General features: G+C 59.0%; 17 protein-coding genes and 1 tRNA gene. 5 read left to right on the forward strand and 13 right to left on the reverse strand.

Annotated elements, in window-relative coordinates:
* Positions 1-4 precede the first annotated feature (4 nt).
* Genes F0M18_RS14195 through F0M18_RS14215 form a run of 5 tightly spaced genes read right to left on the reverse strand, consistent with a single transcriptional unit; the run spans position 5 to position 2,444 of the window.
* Positions 5-364: a cation:proton antiporter subunit C gene (locus F0M18_RS14195; RefSeq protein ID WP_149612117.1), complete on the reverse strand. Its 360-nt coding sequence runs from the start codon at positions 362-364 to the stop codon at positions 5-7.
* Complete coding sequence (locus F0M18_RS14200) at positions 361-1,341, reverse strand: DUF4040 domain-containing protein (RefSeq protein WP_149612118.1); 981 nt, start codon at positions 1,339-1,341, stop codon at positions 361-363. The genes F0M18_RS14195 and F0M18_RS14200 overlap by 4 nt, the downstream gene beginning before the upstream one ends.
* Positions 1,338-1,679, reverse strand: coding sequence for a monovalent cation/H(+) antiporter subunit G (gene mnhG, locus F0M18_RS14205; protein WP_149612119.1), 342 nt, complete (start codon positions 1,677-1,679; stop codon positions 1,338-1,340). Before mnhG ends, F0M18_RS14200 begins: the two co-directional genes overlap by 4 nt.
* A complete protein-coding gene (locus F0M18_RS14210; RefSeq protein WP_262500960.1) occupies positions 1,672-1,947 on the reverse strand; it encodes a monovalent cation/H+ antiporter complex subunit F in 276 nt (91 codons plus the stop codon). Before F0M18_RS14210 ends, mnhG begins: the two co-directional genes overlap by 8 nt.
* A 2-nt stretch (positions 1,948-1,949) precedes the next feature.
* Entirely contained in the window at positions 1,950-2,444 is a 495-nt protein-coding gene (locus F0M18_RS14215; RefSeq protein WP_149612120.1) for a Na+/H+ antiporter subunit E, read from the reverse strand.
* A gap of 217 nt (positions 2,445-2,661) precedes the next feature.
* On the opposite strand from F0M18_RS14215, the gene F0M18_RS14220 reads away from it, so the two are divergent.
* Entirely contained in the window at positions 2,662-3,225 is a 564-nt protein-coding gene (locus F0M18_RS14220; RefSeq protein ID WP_188109727.1) for an HdeD family acid-resistance protein, read from the forward strand.
* Between the two features lie 43 nt (positions 3,226-3,268).
* On the opposite strand, the gene F0M18_RS14225 is transcribed toward F0M18_RS14220, so the two are convergent.
* The 5 genes from F0M18_RS14225 to F0M18_RS14245 all read right to left on the reverse strand — a co-directional run bounded on the left by F0M18_RS14225 (position 3,269) and on the right by F0M18_RS14245 (position 8,216).
* Positions 3,269-4,195, reverse strand: a complete 927-nt coding sequence (locus F0M18_RS14225) for a polysaccharide deacetylase family protein (RefSeq protein ID WP_149612122.1) — start codon at positions 4,193-4,195, stop codon at positions 3,269-3,271.
* A gap of 598 nt (positions 4,196-4,793) precedes the next feature.
* Positions 4,794-6,008, reverse strand: coding sequence for a CaiB/BaiF CoA transferase family protein (locus F0M18_RS14230; protein ID WP_149612123.1), 1,215 nt, complete (start codon positions 6,006-6,008; stop codon positions 4,794-4,796).
* A gap of 12 nt (positions 6,009-6,020) precedes the next feature.
* Positions 6,021-6,485: a hotdog family protein gene (locus F0M18_RS14235; RefSeq protein ID WP_149612124.1), complete on the reverse strand. Its 465-nt coding sequence runs from the start codon at positions 6,483-6,485 to the stop codon at positions 6,021-6,023.
* Positions 6,482-7,069, reverse strand: coding sequence for a MaoC family dehydratase (locus F0M18_RS14240; protein WP_188109728.1), 588 nt, complete (start codon positions 7,067-7,069; stop codon positions 6,482-6,484). Before F0M18_RS14240 ends, F0M18_RS14235 begins: the two co-directional genes overlap by 4 nt.
* 358 nt (positions 7,070-7,427) lie before the next feature.
* Complete coding sequence (locus tag F0M18_RS14245; RefSeq protein ID WP_149612126.1) at positions 7,428-8,216, reverse strand: hypothetical protein; 789 nt, start codon at positions 8,214-8,216, stop codon at positions 7,428-7,430.
* Positions 8,217-8,949: 733 nt separating this feature from the next.
* Between F0M18_RS14245 and F0M18_RS14250 the strand changes: the two genes are divergently transcribed.
* On the forward strand, positions 8,950-10,149 hold the full coding sequence (locus tag F0M18_RS14250) for an alkaline phosphatase PhoX (RefSeq protein WP_223177988.1): 1,200 nt from the start codon (positions 8,950-8,952) through the stop codon (positions 10,147-10,149).
* Between the two features lie 348 nt (positions 10,150-10,497).
* On the opposite strand, the gene F0M18_RS14255 is transcribed toward F0M18_RS14250, so the two are convergent.
* Positions 10,498-10,574 (reverse strand) — tRNA-Val (locus F0M18_RS14255).
* Positions 10,575-10,675: 101 nt separating this feature from the next.
* Here F0M18_RS14255 and F0M18_RS14260 point away from each other — a divergent pair.
* The 3 genes from F0M18_RS14260 (at position 10,676) to F0M18_RS14270 (ending at position 13,956) form a co-directional block, all read left to right on the forward strand.
* The gene (locus tag F0M18_RS14260) at positions 10,676-11,551 is read left to right on the forward strand and encodes a fructosamine kinase family protein (RefSeq protein WP_149612127.1); all 876 of its coding nucleotides are present in this window, start codon (positions 10,676-10,678) and stop codon (positions 11,549-11,551) included.
* An 80-nt stretch (positions 11,552-11,631) separates the two neighbouring features.
* Positions 11,632-12,813, forward strand: a complete 1,182-nt coding sequence (locus F0M18_RS14265; protein WP_149612128.1) for an acyl-CoA dehydrogenase family protein — start codon at positions 11,632-11,634, stop codon at positions 12,811-12,813.
* Between the two features lie 9 nt (positions 12,814-12,822).
* Complete coding sequence (locus F0M18_RS14270) at positions 12,823-13,956, forward strand: acyl-CoA dehydrogenase family protein (RefSeq protein ID WP_149612129.1); 1,134 nt, start codon at positions 12,823-12,825, stop codon at positions 13,954-13,956.
* A gap of 32 nt (positions 13,957-13,988) precedes the next feature.
* On the opposite strand, the gene F0M18_RS14275 is transcribed toward F0M18_RS14270, so the two are convergent.
* Together F0M18_RS14275 and F0M18_RS14280 are read right to left on the reverse strand one after the other, a co-directional pair.
* Positions 13,989-15,689 (reverse strand): hypothetical protein, encoded by a 1,701-nt coding sequence (locus F0M18_RS14275; protein WP_149612130.1) that lies wholly within the window; start codon positions 15,687-15,689, stop codon positions 13,989-13,991.
* 4 nt (positions 15,690-15,693) lie between these two features.
* Positions 15,694-16,656: a glycosyltransferase family 2 protein gene (locus F0M18_RS14280; protein ID WP_149612131.1), complete on the reverse strand. Its 963-nt coding sequence runs from the start codon at positions 16,654-16,656 to the stop codon at positions 15,694-15,696.
* Between the last annotated feature and the right edge of the window lie 77 nt (positions 16,657-16,733).

A 16,733-nucleotide genomic window follows, 5' to 3' on the forward strand; every position in this document is an offset into this window, starting at 1 on the left:
AGTTTCAGTCAGCGCCCAGAATCTCGTGTTCTTCGATAGTGCCGTATGCTTCCCGGATTCGCACCACAATGGCCAGCCCCAGGGCCAGCGTGGAGACCCCGACAACAATGGCGGTGAGTATCAGTACCTGCGGCAGGGGATTGGAGAAGATCTGGTTTTCCACACCGGCCTGTATGATCGGGGCCGTGCCACCCTCCACCTTGTCCATGGTGATATACAGCAGGAATACCGCCGACTGGAAAATGGACAGGCCGATCAGTTTCTTGATCAGGTTATTCTTGCTGATAACCGCATACAAACCCACCATCAGCACCACGGCGAAAACCCAGTAATTGTAATAGCCGAGCAAATCCAGCAACTTCATGGGCGCCCCTCCCGCGCGGCAAAGGCATGAAATATGGACAGCAGCGCTCCACACACCGCCATACCCACACCCGCCTCGATAACGATAATCCCCATCTGCTGCCCGAACACCGGGTCAGCGGCGAGCACGGAGTAATCCAGGAACGCACCGCCCATCAACATACACACCACGCCGACGGCACCGAACAGCAGTGCACCACCGACCACCAGGCCCAGCAGAACGGAGCGCGGCACCGCCCTCAGGGCTTCCGCCTCACCCTCAAGCAGGGCGTAGAGGATGACACCGGTGGCAATAATAGCGCCGGCCTGGAAGCCGCCGCCGGGGCCGTATTCACCATGAAACTGGACATACAGCCCGAACAACACAATAAAAGGAACCAGCAGCCGACCCACCACCTGCGGAATCAGGTGGTGGCGCAGGCCCGAGGGTTCCGCCGGTAGTTCGGCGGCTGGCCCCGGCGGGCGTACACCGAGAATGAACAGGACACCGATACAGGCGGCGAACACCACAAAGACCTCGCCAAGCGTGTCGTAACCGCGAAAACTGCTGAGCACCGCGGTGACCACGTTGGGGATATCCATATACTCCGGTGTTTTTTCCAGGTACCAGGGCGCCACGTGCTGGTGTACCGGTGCGTCGGGGTCGCCGAGGCGGGGTTTATCGAACGTCGCGTAGATGATCAGCACCGCCAGCACACCAACCGTGCCCAGTGGCAGCAGCCGGGAGCCCAGCCGTGGCTGTTCAACATCCCCGGCCAGGGCCAGGGCACTGAGGAAGATCACCGTGGTCACACCAGCGCCCACTGCGGCCTCCGTCAATGCCACATCCGCGGCGTCGAGGATAAAAAAGTTGGCCGCCATCAACAGGCTGAAGATAGAGGTCAGCATCACCGCTACGAACAGGTTGGTGGTACGCACGATGGCCACCGCAGTGATGACCAGCAGCGTCAACAGGAACAGGGCGAAGACGTAGATCATTGCACGCCACCACTGGCACCGCGATCCCGCTCGACCCCTGAGTCGGGCTTCATGCCGGAAAGCAGCGCGGCATTGGCCAGGGCGTAGGTCGCAGTGGGACCGGTCAACAGCAGGAACAGCATGATCGCAAACAACTTCATCGTGGGCAGGGAAAAGCCGGACTGCAGCATCATGCCGGTGAATATCAGCAGGGTGGCCATGGTGTCAGTCAGGCTGGCGGCGTGAATTCGGGTGTAGAAATTTGGCAGGCGCAGGCCGCCGATACCACCGATCAGTACACAGGCCCCGCCCAGGGCCAGCAGCACCCAGCTGATTACATCCAGCACCACGTCAATCATTGTCGGCGCCCTGCTGCTTGCGGGAACGATCCTGGAAAAACTCGAGCACAGCAAGGATCCCGACAACGTTGATCAGCGCGTAGGCCAGGGCAAGATCGAGAAAGTCCGGCCGCCCGTAAAGGAAAGCAATGACGGACAACAGCAGCACCGTCTTGGTGCCAAAGACGTTGACCGCCAGCACCCGGTCGTAAACAGTCGGCCCCAGCAGTGCGCGCACCAGCGCCAGCACCATGGTGACCAGGATGGCTATGGATACCAGGATATACATGCTCAGTTACGCTCCAGGGCAGCAGCCCGCCGACTGACCTCGCCAGCCTGCAACTCGCGCGCGGTGTCGCGAGTCAGGCAGTGCACCAGCAGCTTGCCCTCATGCAGGTCCAGGGTCACGGTGCCAGGCGAGAGCGTAATGGAGTTCCCGAGTATGACCTGGCCGGCTTCGCTGTCTGCCTGCGAGGCCAGTTCCACCAGCGTGGGGCTGATGGGCATAGAGGGTTTCAGTATTATCCGCGCCACTTCCACGCTGGAACGCGCTATCTCACGCAGCAGCCACCACCAGTAGCCTGGCAGGCGCGGCAACAGGGACATCATGGCCTGGTTGCGAAAGAAGCCCATACGCAGGGCCATGTACACACTCAACAGGCAGGAGAATACGCCCAGCCCCAGCAGCAGCGGCTTGTAGAGACCGGACCACAGCACCCACGATACTGCGAGCACCAGCAATAGCAACAACACGGCTGGAAGCTGCGCCTCACCGTGCTGCGACATAGCCCTGCCTGCGTGATTGCCGGAGTGCTTGCAGCTCACCTCAGAAACACCCTTATTTACTGTTATCAAATACGAGGAGCTATTATGGCCGAATTAACTCCCGGCACAAGCACGGAGGAAGCGCGAGTACGGTAAAGCGCCCAAACCACTGGCTGGCCGCGCAACTCTAAGCTATAAATCAGGATTGATGACAACACGGCAACCACAAGGAACTGGCATGAATACACTTTCCGATACCGCAAAATCCGGCGCTCGCAGCGCCACATGGCTGGGCATCGCCGTACTGGTATTGGGCATACTCGCCCTCGGCATGCCATTCCTGACTGGCGTCGCGATCACCATCAGCATCGGGGTAATACTGATCGCCACGGGTATCGCACAAGTGGTGTTTGCTTTTGAGTCCGACTCCTTCGGCCGCGGCGCCCTGCGTTTTGGCTTCGGCGTGCTGGCGGGACTCGCAGGCATTTCGCTGGTGACCCAGCCCGGCGCGGGCCTGGCCACCATCACGCTGTTCCTCGCTGCCTGGTTCTTTGTCGACGGCGTGTTTGCCATTATCACCGGATTGTCATGGCGCCCTGAAAAAGGCTGGGGCCTGATGCTCTTCAACGGGGTCATCAGCATCATCCTCGGCGCGATGATTTACCGCCAGTTCCCGGTTTCGGCGACATGGCTGGTGGGCCTGCTGGTGGGTATCCGGCTGCTGCTGGCGGGCTGGACCATGATCGCCCTGGGGGCGGCGGGCCGCACAGTAGCCAGGAAATTGGACCAAGGCGGCAACTAACCTGTGGTGGGACAGTCACCCGGTAACCGGGGTATGGCCAAGCCTAACTTTTCTCTGCCAAACTCGGCGCGGCCTGACCACCAAACAACTTGTCATACACTCGCGCCAGAGTGCGCCGCACTGCCTTGCCGGAAAGCGCAAAACCGGACACCAGGGCCTCGAACTCAACCTGGGACATTCTCTCGTTATCAAGGATACGATTCAGTGAGTACGGGTTATCCTCAGGAAAAACCAGCCCGCGATCACAGGTAGTGGCTGACTCTATGCCAAAACTGGCCAGAGTCGCCCAGTGCTGCTCGGACCACATACCATATGGATAGCAGAAATGCGTAGGCCTGCGCCCCGTGACTTTTTCGATCTGGCTGATGTTTTCGGCCATATCCTGCCCTGCAGGGCCCGCCTCTTCAGGCAACCCCGGAAAACGGTGAAGATGCGAGTGCAACTCGATGCTCACACCAGCCTGCTCCAGTTCCTTCGCTTCTTCTTCACTGACAAGGTTTAGTGCCCTGCTGCTAACGAGGCTTTCGTAATCCTGCCCTACCAACTCGGCAAGTCGCATGCAAAGCTGAATGCGCTCTTCCTCGGAGTCGAGTGCTTCACCGTAGGCCACTATTTTTCGTTGCACCCAGTCCAGGTCCTTCGACATTTTGCTCGCCGGATAATCCACCGCGCCAAGGCCCGGAACAGCGAGCGCTGAAAGATCGACCTCCCCGGGCTCCGCTTTCCAGAGCAGGTAGCCGACAAGATAGTTGAACAGGGGATAACCGTTCACAAAGGCGTGGGTGATCAGGTAAACAGTTGCCGGAAAGCCATATCGAGCAAGGTGAGGTAAGGCTTTTGAATAGGTCGTGTAGTAGCCATCGTCAAACGTGATCACCACCGGCGATTGGGGCAGGCTGCCGTCCCGCAGGCCTGACAACGCACTCTCCAGGGACAGCACACTGTATGCATGCCGCTGCAGATACGCCATGCGCTTCTCAAATGTATCGACTGAGACAAACAGATTCGGGCGCCAAAGATGCTCATCGGTAGTGGATAGCCCATGAAAACAGAGGATTCTCAATCCATCGCGAGTCGAATACCGGGCGAGGCGAAACAGTCCGAGATACTTGCAGACAGTGAGAAACGTCGTTTTTCCAATACCCGACAGTTTTATAGCCCCTTAAAACTTCATGTTGTTATGTGAACCACGTCGAGAACAGGGCTTTAGGCCCCACTCCGCCTTATCACCTCGAGAGAATAGTGGGCGACGGTAATCTTTGCAATTGGCGGGATAGCGCCAGAAGTGATGGCAGCCATCAGATTGTTGACGATGTGACACCGGTCACAAAATTTACCCTGTGCCTGTCATGGAATATCAACAGCAAGTGGATCACTGCCTATCAATCAGGACGAGGCGAACGACTTATTGCTTGCTAACGCGCCGTGAACAGCAAATGATTGCCCCTCTACGGGCAATTATTTGTCACCGGGACACGACCGTATCGATTAGCAAAGCAATGAACCGCCATATACCAACCGTTGTCTTTCATGCAAGGCTTACTACACACCGGAAAAATGGGCTCCTGTCACCCAACGGTAGCAGCGTGCCTCAGCCTTGCGATCTCCTCATCGCTATAGCCCAGCTCACCAAGAATCTCGTTGCTGTGCGCGCCCAGGGCAGGACTGGGAAAGCCGCATCCCGATGGCGTCTTGCTGAAGTGCACCGGGTTCTGTGGTTCCAGCATGGCGCCCGCAAGCGGATGCTCGCTCTCCACGAACAAACCGTTCGCCCGCATCTGCGGATTGTCAGGCAACTCCGCCAGCGTATAGGCCCTGGCGCAGGGGACGTCGCCGGCCTCGAGCCTGGCCAGGGTCTCATCCACATCGAGTTCCAACGCGTTTTCCAGGATCTGGTTACTGATATCCACCACCACGTCTTGATTGGTGGCGCGGTCGATCAGGGTCGCCACCCGCGGGTCACTGGAATCCACGCCAAAAGCAGCGCACCAGTTGTGAAAATCCGAGTCCGATACCGGAGCGGCCTGGGCGTAACCGTTCTTGAACTTGATCAGCCGCGGATCAGCAGAAGCCTGCAGCCCGAGACTGGCCTCCTCAGACCTGAACTGCGCAGTGCCGGACTTGTCCACCCAGAGAAAGCTGGCGACGGCATCCGCCATGGCCAACTGCACGTGCTGCCCGCCTGCCCCGCGCTCACGCGCCAACAGCGCCGCAGTGATCGCCTGGCAGGCCATGTGCGCGGTCAGTTTGTCCGCGAATAATTGCTGGTACTGGGAAGGCTCACCTATTCTCGGGTCTGTCTGGCTCATGGCGGCCCCGGCAAAGGCCTGCACGACATTGTCATAAGCGGCCTTCTTTGACATCGGACCCTCGTGCCCAAAACCGGTAACCGACAGATAGACCAGTTGCGGATTGATGGCCGAGAGCGTGGCGTAGTCAGCCTGCAGCCTTTCCACTACCCCCGGGCGGAAGTTATGAATAATCACGTCGACTTCCTTCACCAGGCGGTGCAGCACTTCTATGCCGGCATCGGACTTGAGGTTTAGCGCAATACTGCGCTTGCCGCGGTTCACGTTCTGGTAGAGCGCGCCGACGCCATTGCAATTGGCGCCTATGTAACGCATCAAGTCACCCATGCCGGGCGTCTCGACCTTGATCACGCTTGCGCCCTGGTCTGCGAGCACACCGGCCGCCAGCGGCGCCGCGATCATCGTGCCGATATCCAGAACCTTTATACCCTGCATCGGCCCATCGCCCGGGGTAGCTGTTTCGGTCTTGGTCATGTGCTGTATGCCCTACTGGTTTTTCATCGGCAATCGAACCGTGGCCTTGCCGGGCGAGGTGACACCGGCCTGGTCGTTCTCCAGGAAAATATCCAGGTCGACCAGGGCCCGATCGCCTTCCAGCCGCTTGCCGGTCACGTTGGCGTAGGCGCGCACGGAGGTGCCGCTGAAGTTCATGCCGCGCATCTGGAAGCTGAGCTTCTCAACCCAGCCACTGCGCCCGGCCCAGTCCGTGAGCAGCCTGCCCAGCATGCCCGTGGTCCAGCCCGTATTGTAGAAGATGCCCGGCATGCCGCTGTCGCGCGCATAGTCGACGTCATGGTGCACCCGGTTCCAGTCCTGTGAACCGCTCACCTGCAATGCCATTTCAGTCCAATCGAGGTTTTTGTTGAAGCCCGCCAACTCATCACCCACGCTGACATCTTCCCAGAATCGCTCTGCCAGGTAGTCGATTTCACCACTGTGCTTTTCGGTCATGCGCCCTCCCCTGTTTGTACATCGCGCTCGGCATCCCGACTGACCTGCTCCGGGGAGCGATGAATAAGCATGGTGTTGCGCCACCTGGCCACCTCGCGCTCATGTTGATTGAAAAACGTGGTTTCAGTGACGATCCAGATCGCGTGTGGGTCCAGCTTGATGGGCTTCTTGAATACGTCGGCAATCCGCAATTCCAGCCGCAGCCGGTCACCCACGCGGACGGGCTCGAGAAATTCCCACTGCACTTCCATATTGATGCCGCGATCACCGGGCGTGGGCACCCCGAAGCTGAAAACGGCGGTTGTCTCGGCGTCTGTACCGGAGGCCTCGTTGGGCGGCCAGGGGCCGCTGGCGGCAAAGTAGGCCGGGAGCATTGACGGCGGCATGATCACCCCGGCGTAAGGTCCCTCCGCGGCCACATCCGGATCAAGGAAGGCCGGGTTAAGGTCACCGACCATGTGGCAATGGCGGCGAATAGGATCGAATTCCACCGGGTAGCGGCCCTTCGCCTCACTGATCAGCCTGCCGATCCATTCAGCTCGGACAGCATCAAGATCGTAGTCGTCGGGATGGGTATTGCTCATTGGGTACCTGCTGTCGTCAACAAACTGTGTACAGCACAGCATAGTGTGGGGAGATGGCGGGCGACACAAGACCGTCTTGCTGCGAACCCGCGCGGGGGAGATTTTGTTAAACCGCTGCTTCTCGATAGCGTGTCTTCGCCCTGATATGGAAAAGGGACGCCGCATTGGAGAATGGAGAATGCGTTGCACGCTCGGCATCAACCAGAAAGGGTTCTCAGCGAGCCTTCTCTACAAGTGGTTCACACGCTTGCTGAATTTCACCGGCGCTGCCGGGAACAGCCATCCTGTTCCTCTGTACCGGCCTGGATAGAACTGGTTTTACCAAGCCCGGCATCCCTCAAGCTCGCGCATGATGCCGCTAGGTTTCTGTACTAGCCTGAACAGCCTCCTCGCCATGTTCAGCTCTGGCACTGCTCTCTACTTGCCGATAAAAGTAAACCATGAGCACAAGAAAAATGAAGGCTGAAAGCGATTCATATATTTCCTTCGATGCTGCGTAATAATGCGCACTGTGACCCCTTGGCAGAATAACTGAATCGAGGCTCTTGAAAGTCAACCAGTTCACCGCAAAGAAAACTCCGATAGCAATGGGCGGGATCGGCAAGCGAATTTTAGTAGCCAGACGATTTAATGCATCAAAGTTGAAAACCAATAACGGCAGAATGATACACCACGATGCCCAGAACAATTTGTAAAGGAAATTAATGGTCAGCAGTTTCTCAAGGCCTTGCTTATAGGTTTTGTCAAAATTAGCGCTATTGAATATTTCGATATTGTGAAGATTGAATTCTCCCTGGACGTTCATCTCCTTCATTGCTGCCGGCGTTTCAAAGTTGAAGATACGCTGCCCCCAACTCACTTCTTCTCCTGCTCCCAGAAAGAAGACCAGACACAGAAGAAGAAAAAAGATGTTTCGAGTCCTCAGGAAAATAAAAAGTGCGACTATCGAAGTAAGAAAAAAACAGAGAGCGCCCAGATTTTCGACAATACTATCCTCGCGACCGAATAGATCCCCGACCGTATAAGCGTCATACACGATATAAACGGAGTAGGATGCGATAATCCCCAGCAGAATAACCATAACGTACGGTTTTAACTGGATAATTTGTTTGTACAACAGTTCCAAATTTCGTCGAGTCATATCCATATATCAATACAATCCATTTTATTTACTGCAGTCCTGATCGGTCACGGCAAGCCAGGGTGATCGTAGAACTGATGCTTGCGTATCCACACCGGTCACACTTTGGTCTGGTTTAAGGACAAACCGCATGCTGGTATTTAAGTACCGACCAATGGTGAGAACAGCGAGCAGCAGGGGATGTTTTACTTATTCTCTTATCAAATTGCCCGGTTGCCCGAGGCTATCCAGCCACTCGATGGCACCATCGTAATGATAGTAGACGCTAGCAGATTCCTGCCCGAACTTAAAGTATTACAAAAACAGAATATTAAACCAGCACTTTCTGTTGTCGAAAGCACCTTCTTCTTGTGTGAAGCACCTTTGGGCCACAGCGAACCGCGGAGAAACTGCGGTATCGTAAACAATATGTTCTCGTCCATTGGTGAGTTTTTCTGTTGCCTTCACGATAGCTCAATGAGAAAGACGAATAGTACTTCGGCATACGGAGCCACAGTCCCGACTCGCAATACAGTCTCCAACATGCAATAGGCGCGATGCTTGATGCAGGCTGCCGCCCCTTCTACTCAGCGACCACACCAGCAGCCAAACCGCAGGAAGCCGGACTCCCGGAAAAATATGCGATTCTGTCAACAGGGAGAGAGGAATATCCAATCTCAGTAGTTCCTTGATATGGCCTATAATAACAAGCTAACTTTCTTGCAGAGGGTTTTCGGCAACGGCCCGATAGACTGCTCAAATGGACATCACCCGAAGGACATTGGTCAGATCCACCCTACTTGCTGCTGGCTGGGCCAGCAGCGGCCACTTACTGAGTGCCTGCTCCAATTCAGCGGACTATGCAACCACGCCACTTTCGAATATGGAGAACATTGGCGCACTTCTGGCTGAGGATCGCAATGGAATACGACTTCCTCCGGGCTTTAGCTCCAAAGTCATCGCCCAATCTGGACAACCGGTCATAGCGGGCGACCCATTCCTCTGGGGCGCATCCCCTGACGGGGGAGCCTGCTTCGCCCAGCAAGACGGCAGCTGGATTTACGTATGCAATAACGAACTGGGGGGTAATGCAGGCGGCGTTTCAGCCATCCATTTCGATAGGACTGGCGCGCCACAGTCAGCCTACCCGATTCTTACTGGCACCAGCCGGAATTGTGCAGGCGGTAAACTCCCGTATGGCAGGTGGCTCTCGTGTGAAGAAACACCGACCGGCCAAGTCTACGAATGCGACCCCACCGGTAAAAAGCCCGCGATTGTTCGCCCACTTCTTGGCGTCTTCAGACATGAAGCCGCGGCTTATGACCTTGAAAACCATCATATATACCTGACGGAAGACAGGCCTGATGGAAAGCTCTATCGCTTTGTCCCAGGCAATTTCCGCCCAGATGGTTATGCCGACCTTTCTTCGGGACACCTGGAGGTGGCCGAGATCGTCGACGTCGTCACCGGTGCGGCGGTTTGGCACCGATTGCCAGATCCAGAGGCCCACAAAGAGGAAACTCGCTTCCAGGTTGCTGAAGCCACGTCATTCGCTGGCGGTGAAGGCATCGAATATCATGAAGGCAAAGTTTACTTCACCACGAAAATCAGCAATCAAGTTCACGTCTATGACACCCAGAAACAACGTTTTTCAGTGCTCTATGACAAGAAAGAGCACGACCCTGCCATCTTATCCGGCGTGGATAACATACACCTGAACAGTCATGGAGATATCTTTGTGGCTGAAGATGGTGGAGACATGCAGGTCGTCGTTATCACCAAGGGTGGAAACATAAAGCCACTGTTGGAAATACCATCACACAGAGCCTCAGAAATAACCGGACCGGCATTTAGCCCGGACCTGAAGCACTTCTATTTTAGCTCGCAGCGTGGCGCATCCGGTTCTGTTTTTGACGGCACTACCTACCAGATCACCGGGCCGTTTTTTATTAGTAGCTGACGCATTGCGCGCGTTGTAACGAGGCGTAAGCTGCTGATGCCAGGGGAACCACGGGATCTTCGCCCCAGGGAAAAACCTACCGTATTGGCGACTACCTAAAGGCCGGCTCTCGCTAGCGTAACCTCTGCCAAACAATAAAGCCCCCGCGTTGCGGGGGCTTTATTGTTTGGTAGGACTACCCAGATTGATCACAACACCCTTTTGGGGTGTTGTGACCCCTTCGGGGCGCCTTCGCTTTGCTTCGGCGTCTAAACTCTCCCGCCGGGAGAGTTTGTCGAAGGCTGTTCTGCATCTTATGGATACTCAAACCAAACAAAAAAGCCCCCGCGTTGCGGAGGCTTTGTTGTTTGGTAGGACTACCCAGATTCGAACTGGGGACCTCTACCATGTCAAGGTAGCGCTCTAACCAACTGAGCTATAGTCCTGTGGAGGCCGGGGATTATAAGCCCAGCGGTGGAATTGCTCAACACCCGCGAGGGGAATGCTGTGCGCGCCTGGCTGCGCGAGGAGAGGACTGGGGATCGGCATGTGGCAGGACGTGGAGGCAAGCATCAACCAGGCAACGGGGGAGCGGTTCAGGGTCCGGGCCAGCTATCCCGTGGCTGGTGGTTGCATCAATGAAAGCGCTGTTCTCGAGGATGGCGGCAAGCGCTATTTCGTGAAGCGCAATCTTGCGGCGCTGGAGGGCATGTTCCACGCCGAGGCCGCCGCGCTGCGGGAAATCATCGCCACGCATAGCCTGGGTGCGCCAGCGCCTGTCGCCACCGGGTGCGATGGCAAAAACAGCTGGCTGGTACTGGAATACCTCGACCTCACGGGCACCGGCGGCGCCGCCGAGGCCGCCCTGGGACTTGGCCTGGCCCGCATGCACCGGCACCAGGCCGGTGCCTTCGGCTTCCACGACAGCAATTTTATCGGCGCGACCCCGCAGCCAAACAACTGGCACCGAGACTGGGTGGCCTTTTTTGGCGAGCAGCGCCTGCACCACCAGCTGTCCCTGGCAGCGCAGAACGGTGCCGGCCACAGCCTGCTTGATGCCGGCGAGCGGCTGCTGGAACGCCTGCCGGGGTTCTTTGACCGTTATACCCCCCTGCCCTCGCTGCTGCACGGTGACCTGTGGGGCGGCAACTGGGCTGCCGAAGCCGATGGAAATCCGGTGATTTTTGATCCTGCGGCCTACTACGGTGACCGTGAGGCGGACCTGGCCATGACCGAGCTGTTCGGCGGGTTCGGTGATCGTTTTTACCACTCCTACCGTGATGCCTGGGACATTGATCCGGGGTATGCAACCCGTAAAGTGCTGTACAACCTGTATCACATACTCAATCACTTCAACCTGTTCGGCGGCGGCTACGAGCGCCAGGCCCGGGACATGATTGACCGGCTACTGGCCGAGGTATAAGCGCGCATGGAACTGCCGGGCCGCCCCCGGCTGCAGCGTCGGCGCAGCCGGCCGCAATTAACATGAGGTAAAGCCTACACATGAACATAGAACTGACAGCCGCGCACAAGGCGCTGCAGCAGGAAGTCCGGGACTACATGAAAACCGTCATGACCCCGGAGCTGCTGGAAGAAATGAAAGACGACGACCTCAAGGAAGGCGGCGGACCCGAATTTCGCAAACAGTATGCGCGCATGGGTGCCGATGGCTGGATCGGCCTGTCCTGGCCGCGGGAACTGGGCGGCAAGGAACTGTCGCATGTCGAGCAGTATATATTCACTGACGAGGTCATCCGCTCCGGTTTTGCCTACCCGTTTCTCACCACCGAGGCGGTGGCGCCCGTCATTGCCGCCAACGCCAACGCAGCGGTGCGTGAAGAGGTTGTGGGTGGCGTGAAGCGCGGCGAGGTCACCATTGCCATCGGGTATTCCGAACCGACCGCCGGCACGGATCTCGCAAGCCTGCGCACGCGCGCGGAACGCGACGGGGATGACTGGGTGATCAATGGCCAGAAAATGTGGACCAGCCTGGCAAACTATGCCGACTACGTGTGGCTGGCGGCGCGCACGGACCCGCACGCAGAAAAGAAGCACAAGGGCCTGACCATGTTCCTGGTACCGACCAGTTCGCCGGGGTTCTCCTGTACGCCGGTGCGCACCCTCGGCGCGCGCACCAATGCCACCTATTACGAGAATGTGCGCATCCCGGACAGCTACCGTGTAGGCGAGGTCAATGCCGGCTGGAAGCTGATAACCAGCCAGCTTAACGTCGAACGCCTGTCCCTGTTCACCCACGGCCAGGTGGATTCGCTGTACCGCGGTGTCGCCGAATGGGCTGCAGCCACCGAGTCGCCCCGCGGCGGCCGGGTGATCGAACAAGCCTGGGTGCAGCACAACCTGGCGCGGGTAAAAACCGGGCTGGAAGCACTGAAAATCATGTGCTGGAAGCAGGCCTGGTCCATGGACCAGGGGCCGCTGGACATGGCGGATGCATCGACAGCGAAAGTGTACGGCAGCGAATTCTTCGTCGAGCTGTACCGCCTGCTGCTGGAAGTCATGGGCCAGGCCGGCAGCATCGCCGCCGGTTCGCCCGGCGCCATCCTGCAAGGCAAGCTGGAGTTCCGCTGGCGGGTGGGCTCCATCCTGACCTTCGGCGGCGGCGCCAACGAAGTACAACGTGACATTATCGCCATGGCGGGCCTGTGGATGCCGCGCACGCGCTAGGAGAAAACTATGGATTTCAGTATTCCCGAAGAACTCACCAGCGCCCGCGAGCTGGCGCAGCAAATCTTCAACGATTTCACCACCGTCGATCGGCTCAAGAAGATCGAACAGCAGGACCAACGCTTCGATGCCGAGCTGTGGCAGGCGCTCGCCGCGGCGGGCCTGCTGGGGCTGGACATTGAGGAATGCCATGGTGGCACTGACATGGGCTTCTTCGCCCTCAGCGCACTGTGCGAGGAGGCCGGGCGCTGCGTGGCGCCGATTCCGCTGGTGCCGGTACTGGTTGCCGCGGCCGGCACCCTGCGTCGCTTCGGCTCGAACGCCCTGCGCGACCGCTGGTTACCCGCCATAGCCGATGGCTCGGCCTGCATCACCGCGGCGCTGGAAGAATATCAAAACGATGATCCTGCCGCGCCCGCAGCCACCGCCAGCCCACTGGATGGCGGCATGGCCATCAGCGGCACCAGGATCTGCGTCAGCCACGCCAGCTCGGCGGCGCGCATCCTGGTGTCTGCGCGCACCGATGGCGGTGACCTGGTTGTGGCCCTGGTAGACCCCCGGGCAGCCGGCGTTACGCTGACACCGCAAACCGTTACCGGCGGCGACACGTGCCACGAGATGCAGATGGACCAGGTGCAGGTCCCCGCGGAAGACGTCGTCGTTTCCGGCGCGCGCGCCGGCGAGGCCATGCGCTGGGCTGTGCAGGCCACGCGGACCGCGCTGTGCGCCACCGTATTGGGCCTTACGGACAAGATGATGCGCATGACCGGCTCCTATACCACGGAGCGCGAGCAGTTCGGCCGCGCCATCGCCACCTTCCAGGCAGTCAGCCACCGGGTGGCTGACTGCTATATCGACGTGGAATGCCTGCGCCTGGTGACGCACCAGGCCGCCTCGCTGATCGACCAGGGCCGCCCCGCGGAGGAGGCCGTCACCATCGCCAAGATATGGTGCGGCGACACCGCTCACCGGGTCAGCCAGGCCGCCCAGCATTGTCACGGCGGCACCGGCGTGGACCGCGACTACCCGCTGTTTCGCTACTGCATGGCAGCGCGGCAGATTGAATTAACCCTGGGCAACAGCGCCAGCCTGACCGGGCAGCTGGGCGAACAGATCGCAGCAGAATTCCTGGCCACGGCCTGAACGGGCTCCGGGCGCGACCTGCGGCGACGATTTCAGCGCAGCATCGCCGTGGGGAAATAGCTGTAACAGTCCAGCAGTACTGCGGCGGCTCCGCGCGCATCGCCGTTGGCGCGCAGCAATGTGGCCTGCAACTGGCACGCGGTCTTCTGCCATGGCACGGCTTCGCGCACCGCGCGCACTGTTTCCAATGACCTGTCATAGTCGCCACGGCGGTACATCACCATCGCCCGCGTGAGCTGGCGCACCGGCGAAGTCGGCGGGGCGATGGCCTCATCGGGCAACTTCACCGTGGTGCGCGCCGCCAGCCAGGATACCGAGTCCTGGTACAGCGGCCGCCAGCGACCTGTGGCCAGCAGTTCCTGCAGCTTGGCCTGGCCACCGCGCTGTGCATACGGCCACAGCATGAACTGGGCCCCGCTGCTCTCTACCGTTTCCACCCAGCCCGGTGCGCCACCCAGCACGCCCACGTAGTGGTAATAGTTTTCCGCGTTGTAGACCGTATCAGCGCGGCCATCGATGTAGACCCTGAGCTCACCATCGCTGCGCCAGTGCAGGTAACCGCCCCAGTTGTAGTAGGCGTAAACATTGCCGCTCAGGCCATTGGCCTGCATAAAACTGACCGTGTCCTCCGGGTAGTTGTACTCCGCGGTCAGGTAATGGAAAGCCGGCGCAGCCTGCAGGGGATAAGGCGCCAGTCGCAGCAGGGCAAAAACCAGCGCTACCGCGGCCACGGCAAAGCGCAGCGCCGGGATGCGCACCTGGCTGAAAAAAGCAGCGAGCAAGGGCGCCAGCAGCAGTGCCAGCGAAATCGCATAAATTGGAATAAAACGGCGCGAGGTCAGCGCCATGGCCAGGGTCAGCCCCGTCAACAGCAGCCCTTCCCAGGGTACGCCGGTTACCCGCCGCACCGAGGGCAAACAGTACAGCAGGCCAGCCAGTGGCGCCCACATGAAGTAGAAGAACAACGGCGAGCGAATCCCGCCCTCGGCGAAAGGCGACAACCATTCCCCGAGGCCACGATACGGTGAGCTGTCATCGAAGGCGTAAACCAGTGGATAGAGAAAGGTCTTGAAACCTGAGGGATTCAGCAAACAGACCGCCGCGCACAGCAGGCCTGTCACCACTGCAACGCGCAGCCCGGGCAGGCTGAACCGGCGCCATGGAAACAGCAGGATGGCCAGCGCCATCAGCCCGAAAAAGAAGCCACCATGCAGGTTCACCCATAACAGGAACAGCGGCAGCAGCCACCGGCGAGGGGGCGAGCGCTCCAGCGCCATGTATAGCAGCAGGCAGTAAAACAGCAGCGTATACAGGTGTGGCCTGACATCGATAAACGGGGCCGCTATGGCCGCGGCAAGGCCGGCGGCAATAAAGGCGGCGATGGCATCACCGGACTGCCGCTGCAGTGTCACCTGCAACACCAGGAAAGTGCAGACCACCACCAGCCACTTCCAATAGACGATGCTCTCCACGCCGAACAGGGAAACCCAGCCGTAGTAGAGCAGGTCCGCAAACCACTCGTGATTCAGCCAGTCTTCGCCATGGCGGGAAAAGGACCAGTCATCCACCATCCATGCACTGCCGGTCTGCACCAGTTCGCGCCCGGCGGCGAGGTGCCACCACATGTCTGAACCCGCCATTTCCGTGTAACCGTAAGACAGGTAGAGCAGCGCGCCGGCGAGCAGCAACAACAGGCTGAGTGGTCTGGTCAGGGATGCGGTCACGGCCTGCAAGAATCTAATTCCGTTCCTGCCGGGCGGAACCTGCACCGCCGGCAGGATGATAGCCCTTGAGAAAATACAGTGCCCTGCCCTTGCTCTCCTGGTAGGTGCGCGCCAGGTATTCGCCGATAATGCCCAGGCAGATCAGCTGCACCCCGCCCAGGAACAGGATGATAATCACCAGCGACGGATACCCCGGAACCGGGTTACCGTACAGCAGGGTACGAATCAGCATGAAAGCGCCGTAAAGAAAAGCCAGACTCGAGGTGACCAGGCCGAGATAGGTAGCCATTTTCAGCGGGGCAGCCGAGAAGGACGTAATACCCTCGAGGGCCAGGTTCCACAGGCGCGGATAGGTCCACTTGCTCTGGCCTGCCGCCCGCGGTTGCCGCACATACTCGATGCCCTTCTGCGGAAAACCGATCCAGGCGTAGAGCCCTTTCATGTAACGATGACGCTCGGGCAGGGCATTGAGTGCCGCCACCGCACGCCGGCTGAGCAGGCGAAAATCCCCCACATTACGCGGGATTTCCACTTCACTGAGATATGCCAGCAGGCGATAAAACAGGCCGGCGGAGTGGCGTTTCACCGCGCTCTCGCCACGCCGCGCCACGCGCTGCCCGTAGACCACATCGTAACCCCGGCGCCACTCGGCGATGAACCGGGGAATCAGCTCGGGCGGATCCTGCAGGTCGGCGTCGATGACGACGACGGCGTCGGCATCGGCGTGATCCAACCCGGCAGACAGCGCGACCTCGCGCCCGAAGTTGCGGCTCAGTTCCAGCACAGCGACATGCGGGTCACCGTCGCGCAAGCGCTGTAGCTGGTCCAGGAAGGCGGTATCGCTGCCGTCATCCACGTAGAGCACCTGGTACGGCATATCGCAGTCAGCAAGCACTGCGCTGAGTCGCTGGTGAAATACTTCCAGCACCGCCGTCTCGTTATACACGGGCACTACTACCGCCAGGGTTTCTGACACGCTTCGTTCCTCTCATGTTTGCGCCGGGATGCCATAGCTGGCGGCCCTGCCCGCACAGTATCACAGCTGCGACGGAG

The sequence above is a fragment of the Pseudohalioglobus sediminis genome (genome assembly GCF_008370495.1).
Taxonomy (GTDB): Bacteria; Pseudomonadota; Gammaproteobacteria; order Pseudomonadales; family Halieaceae; genus Halioglobus.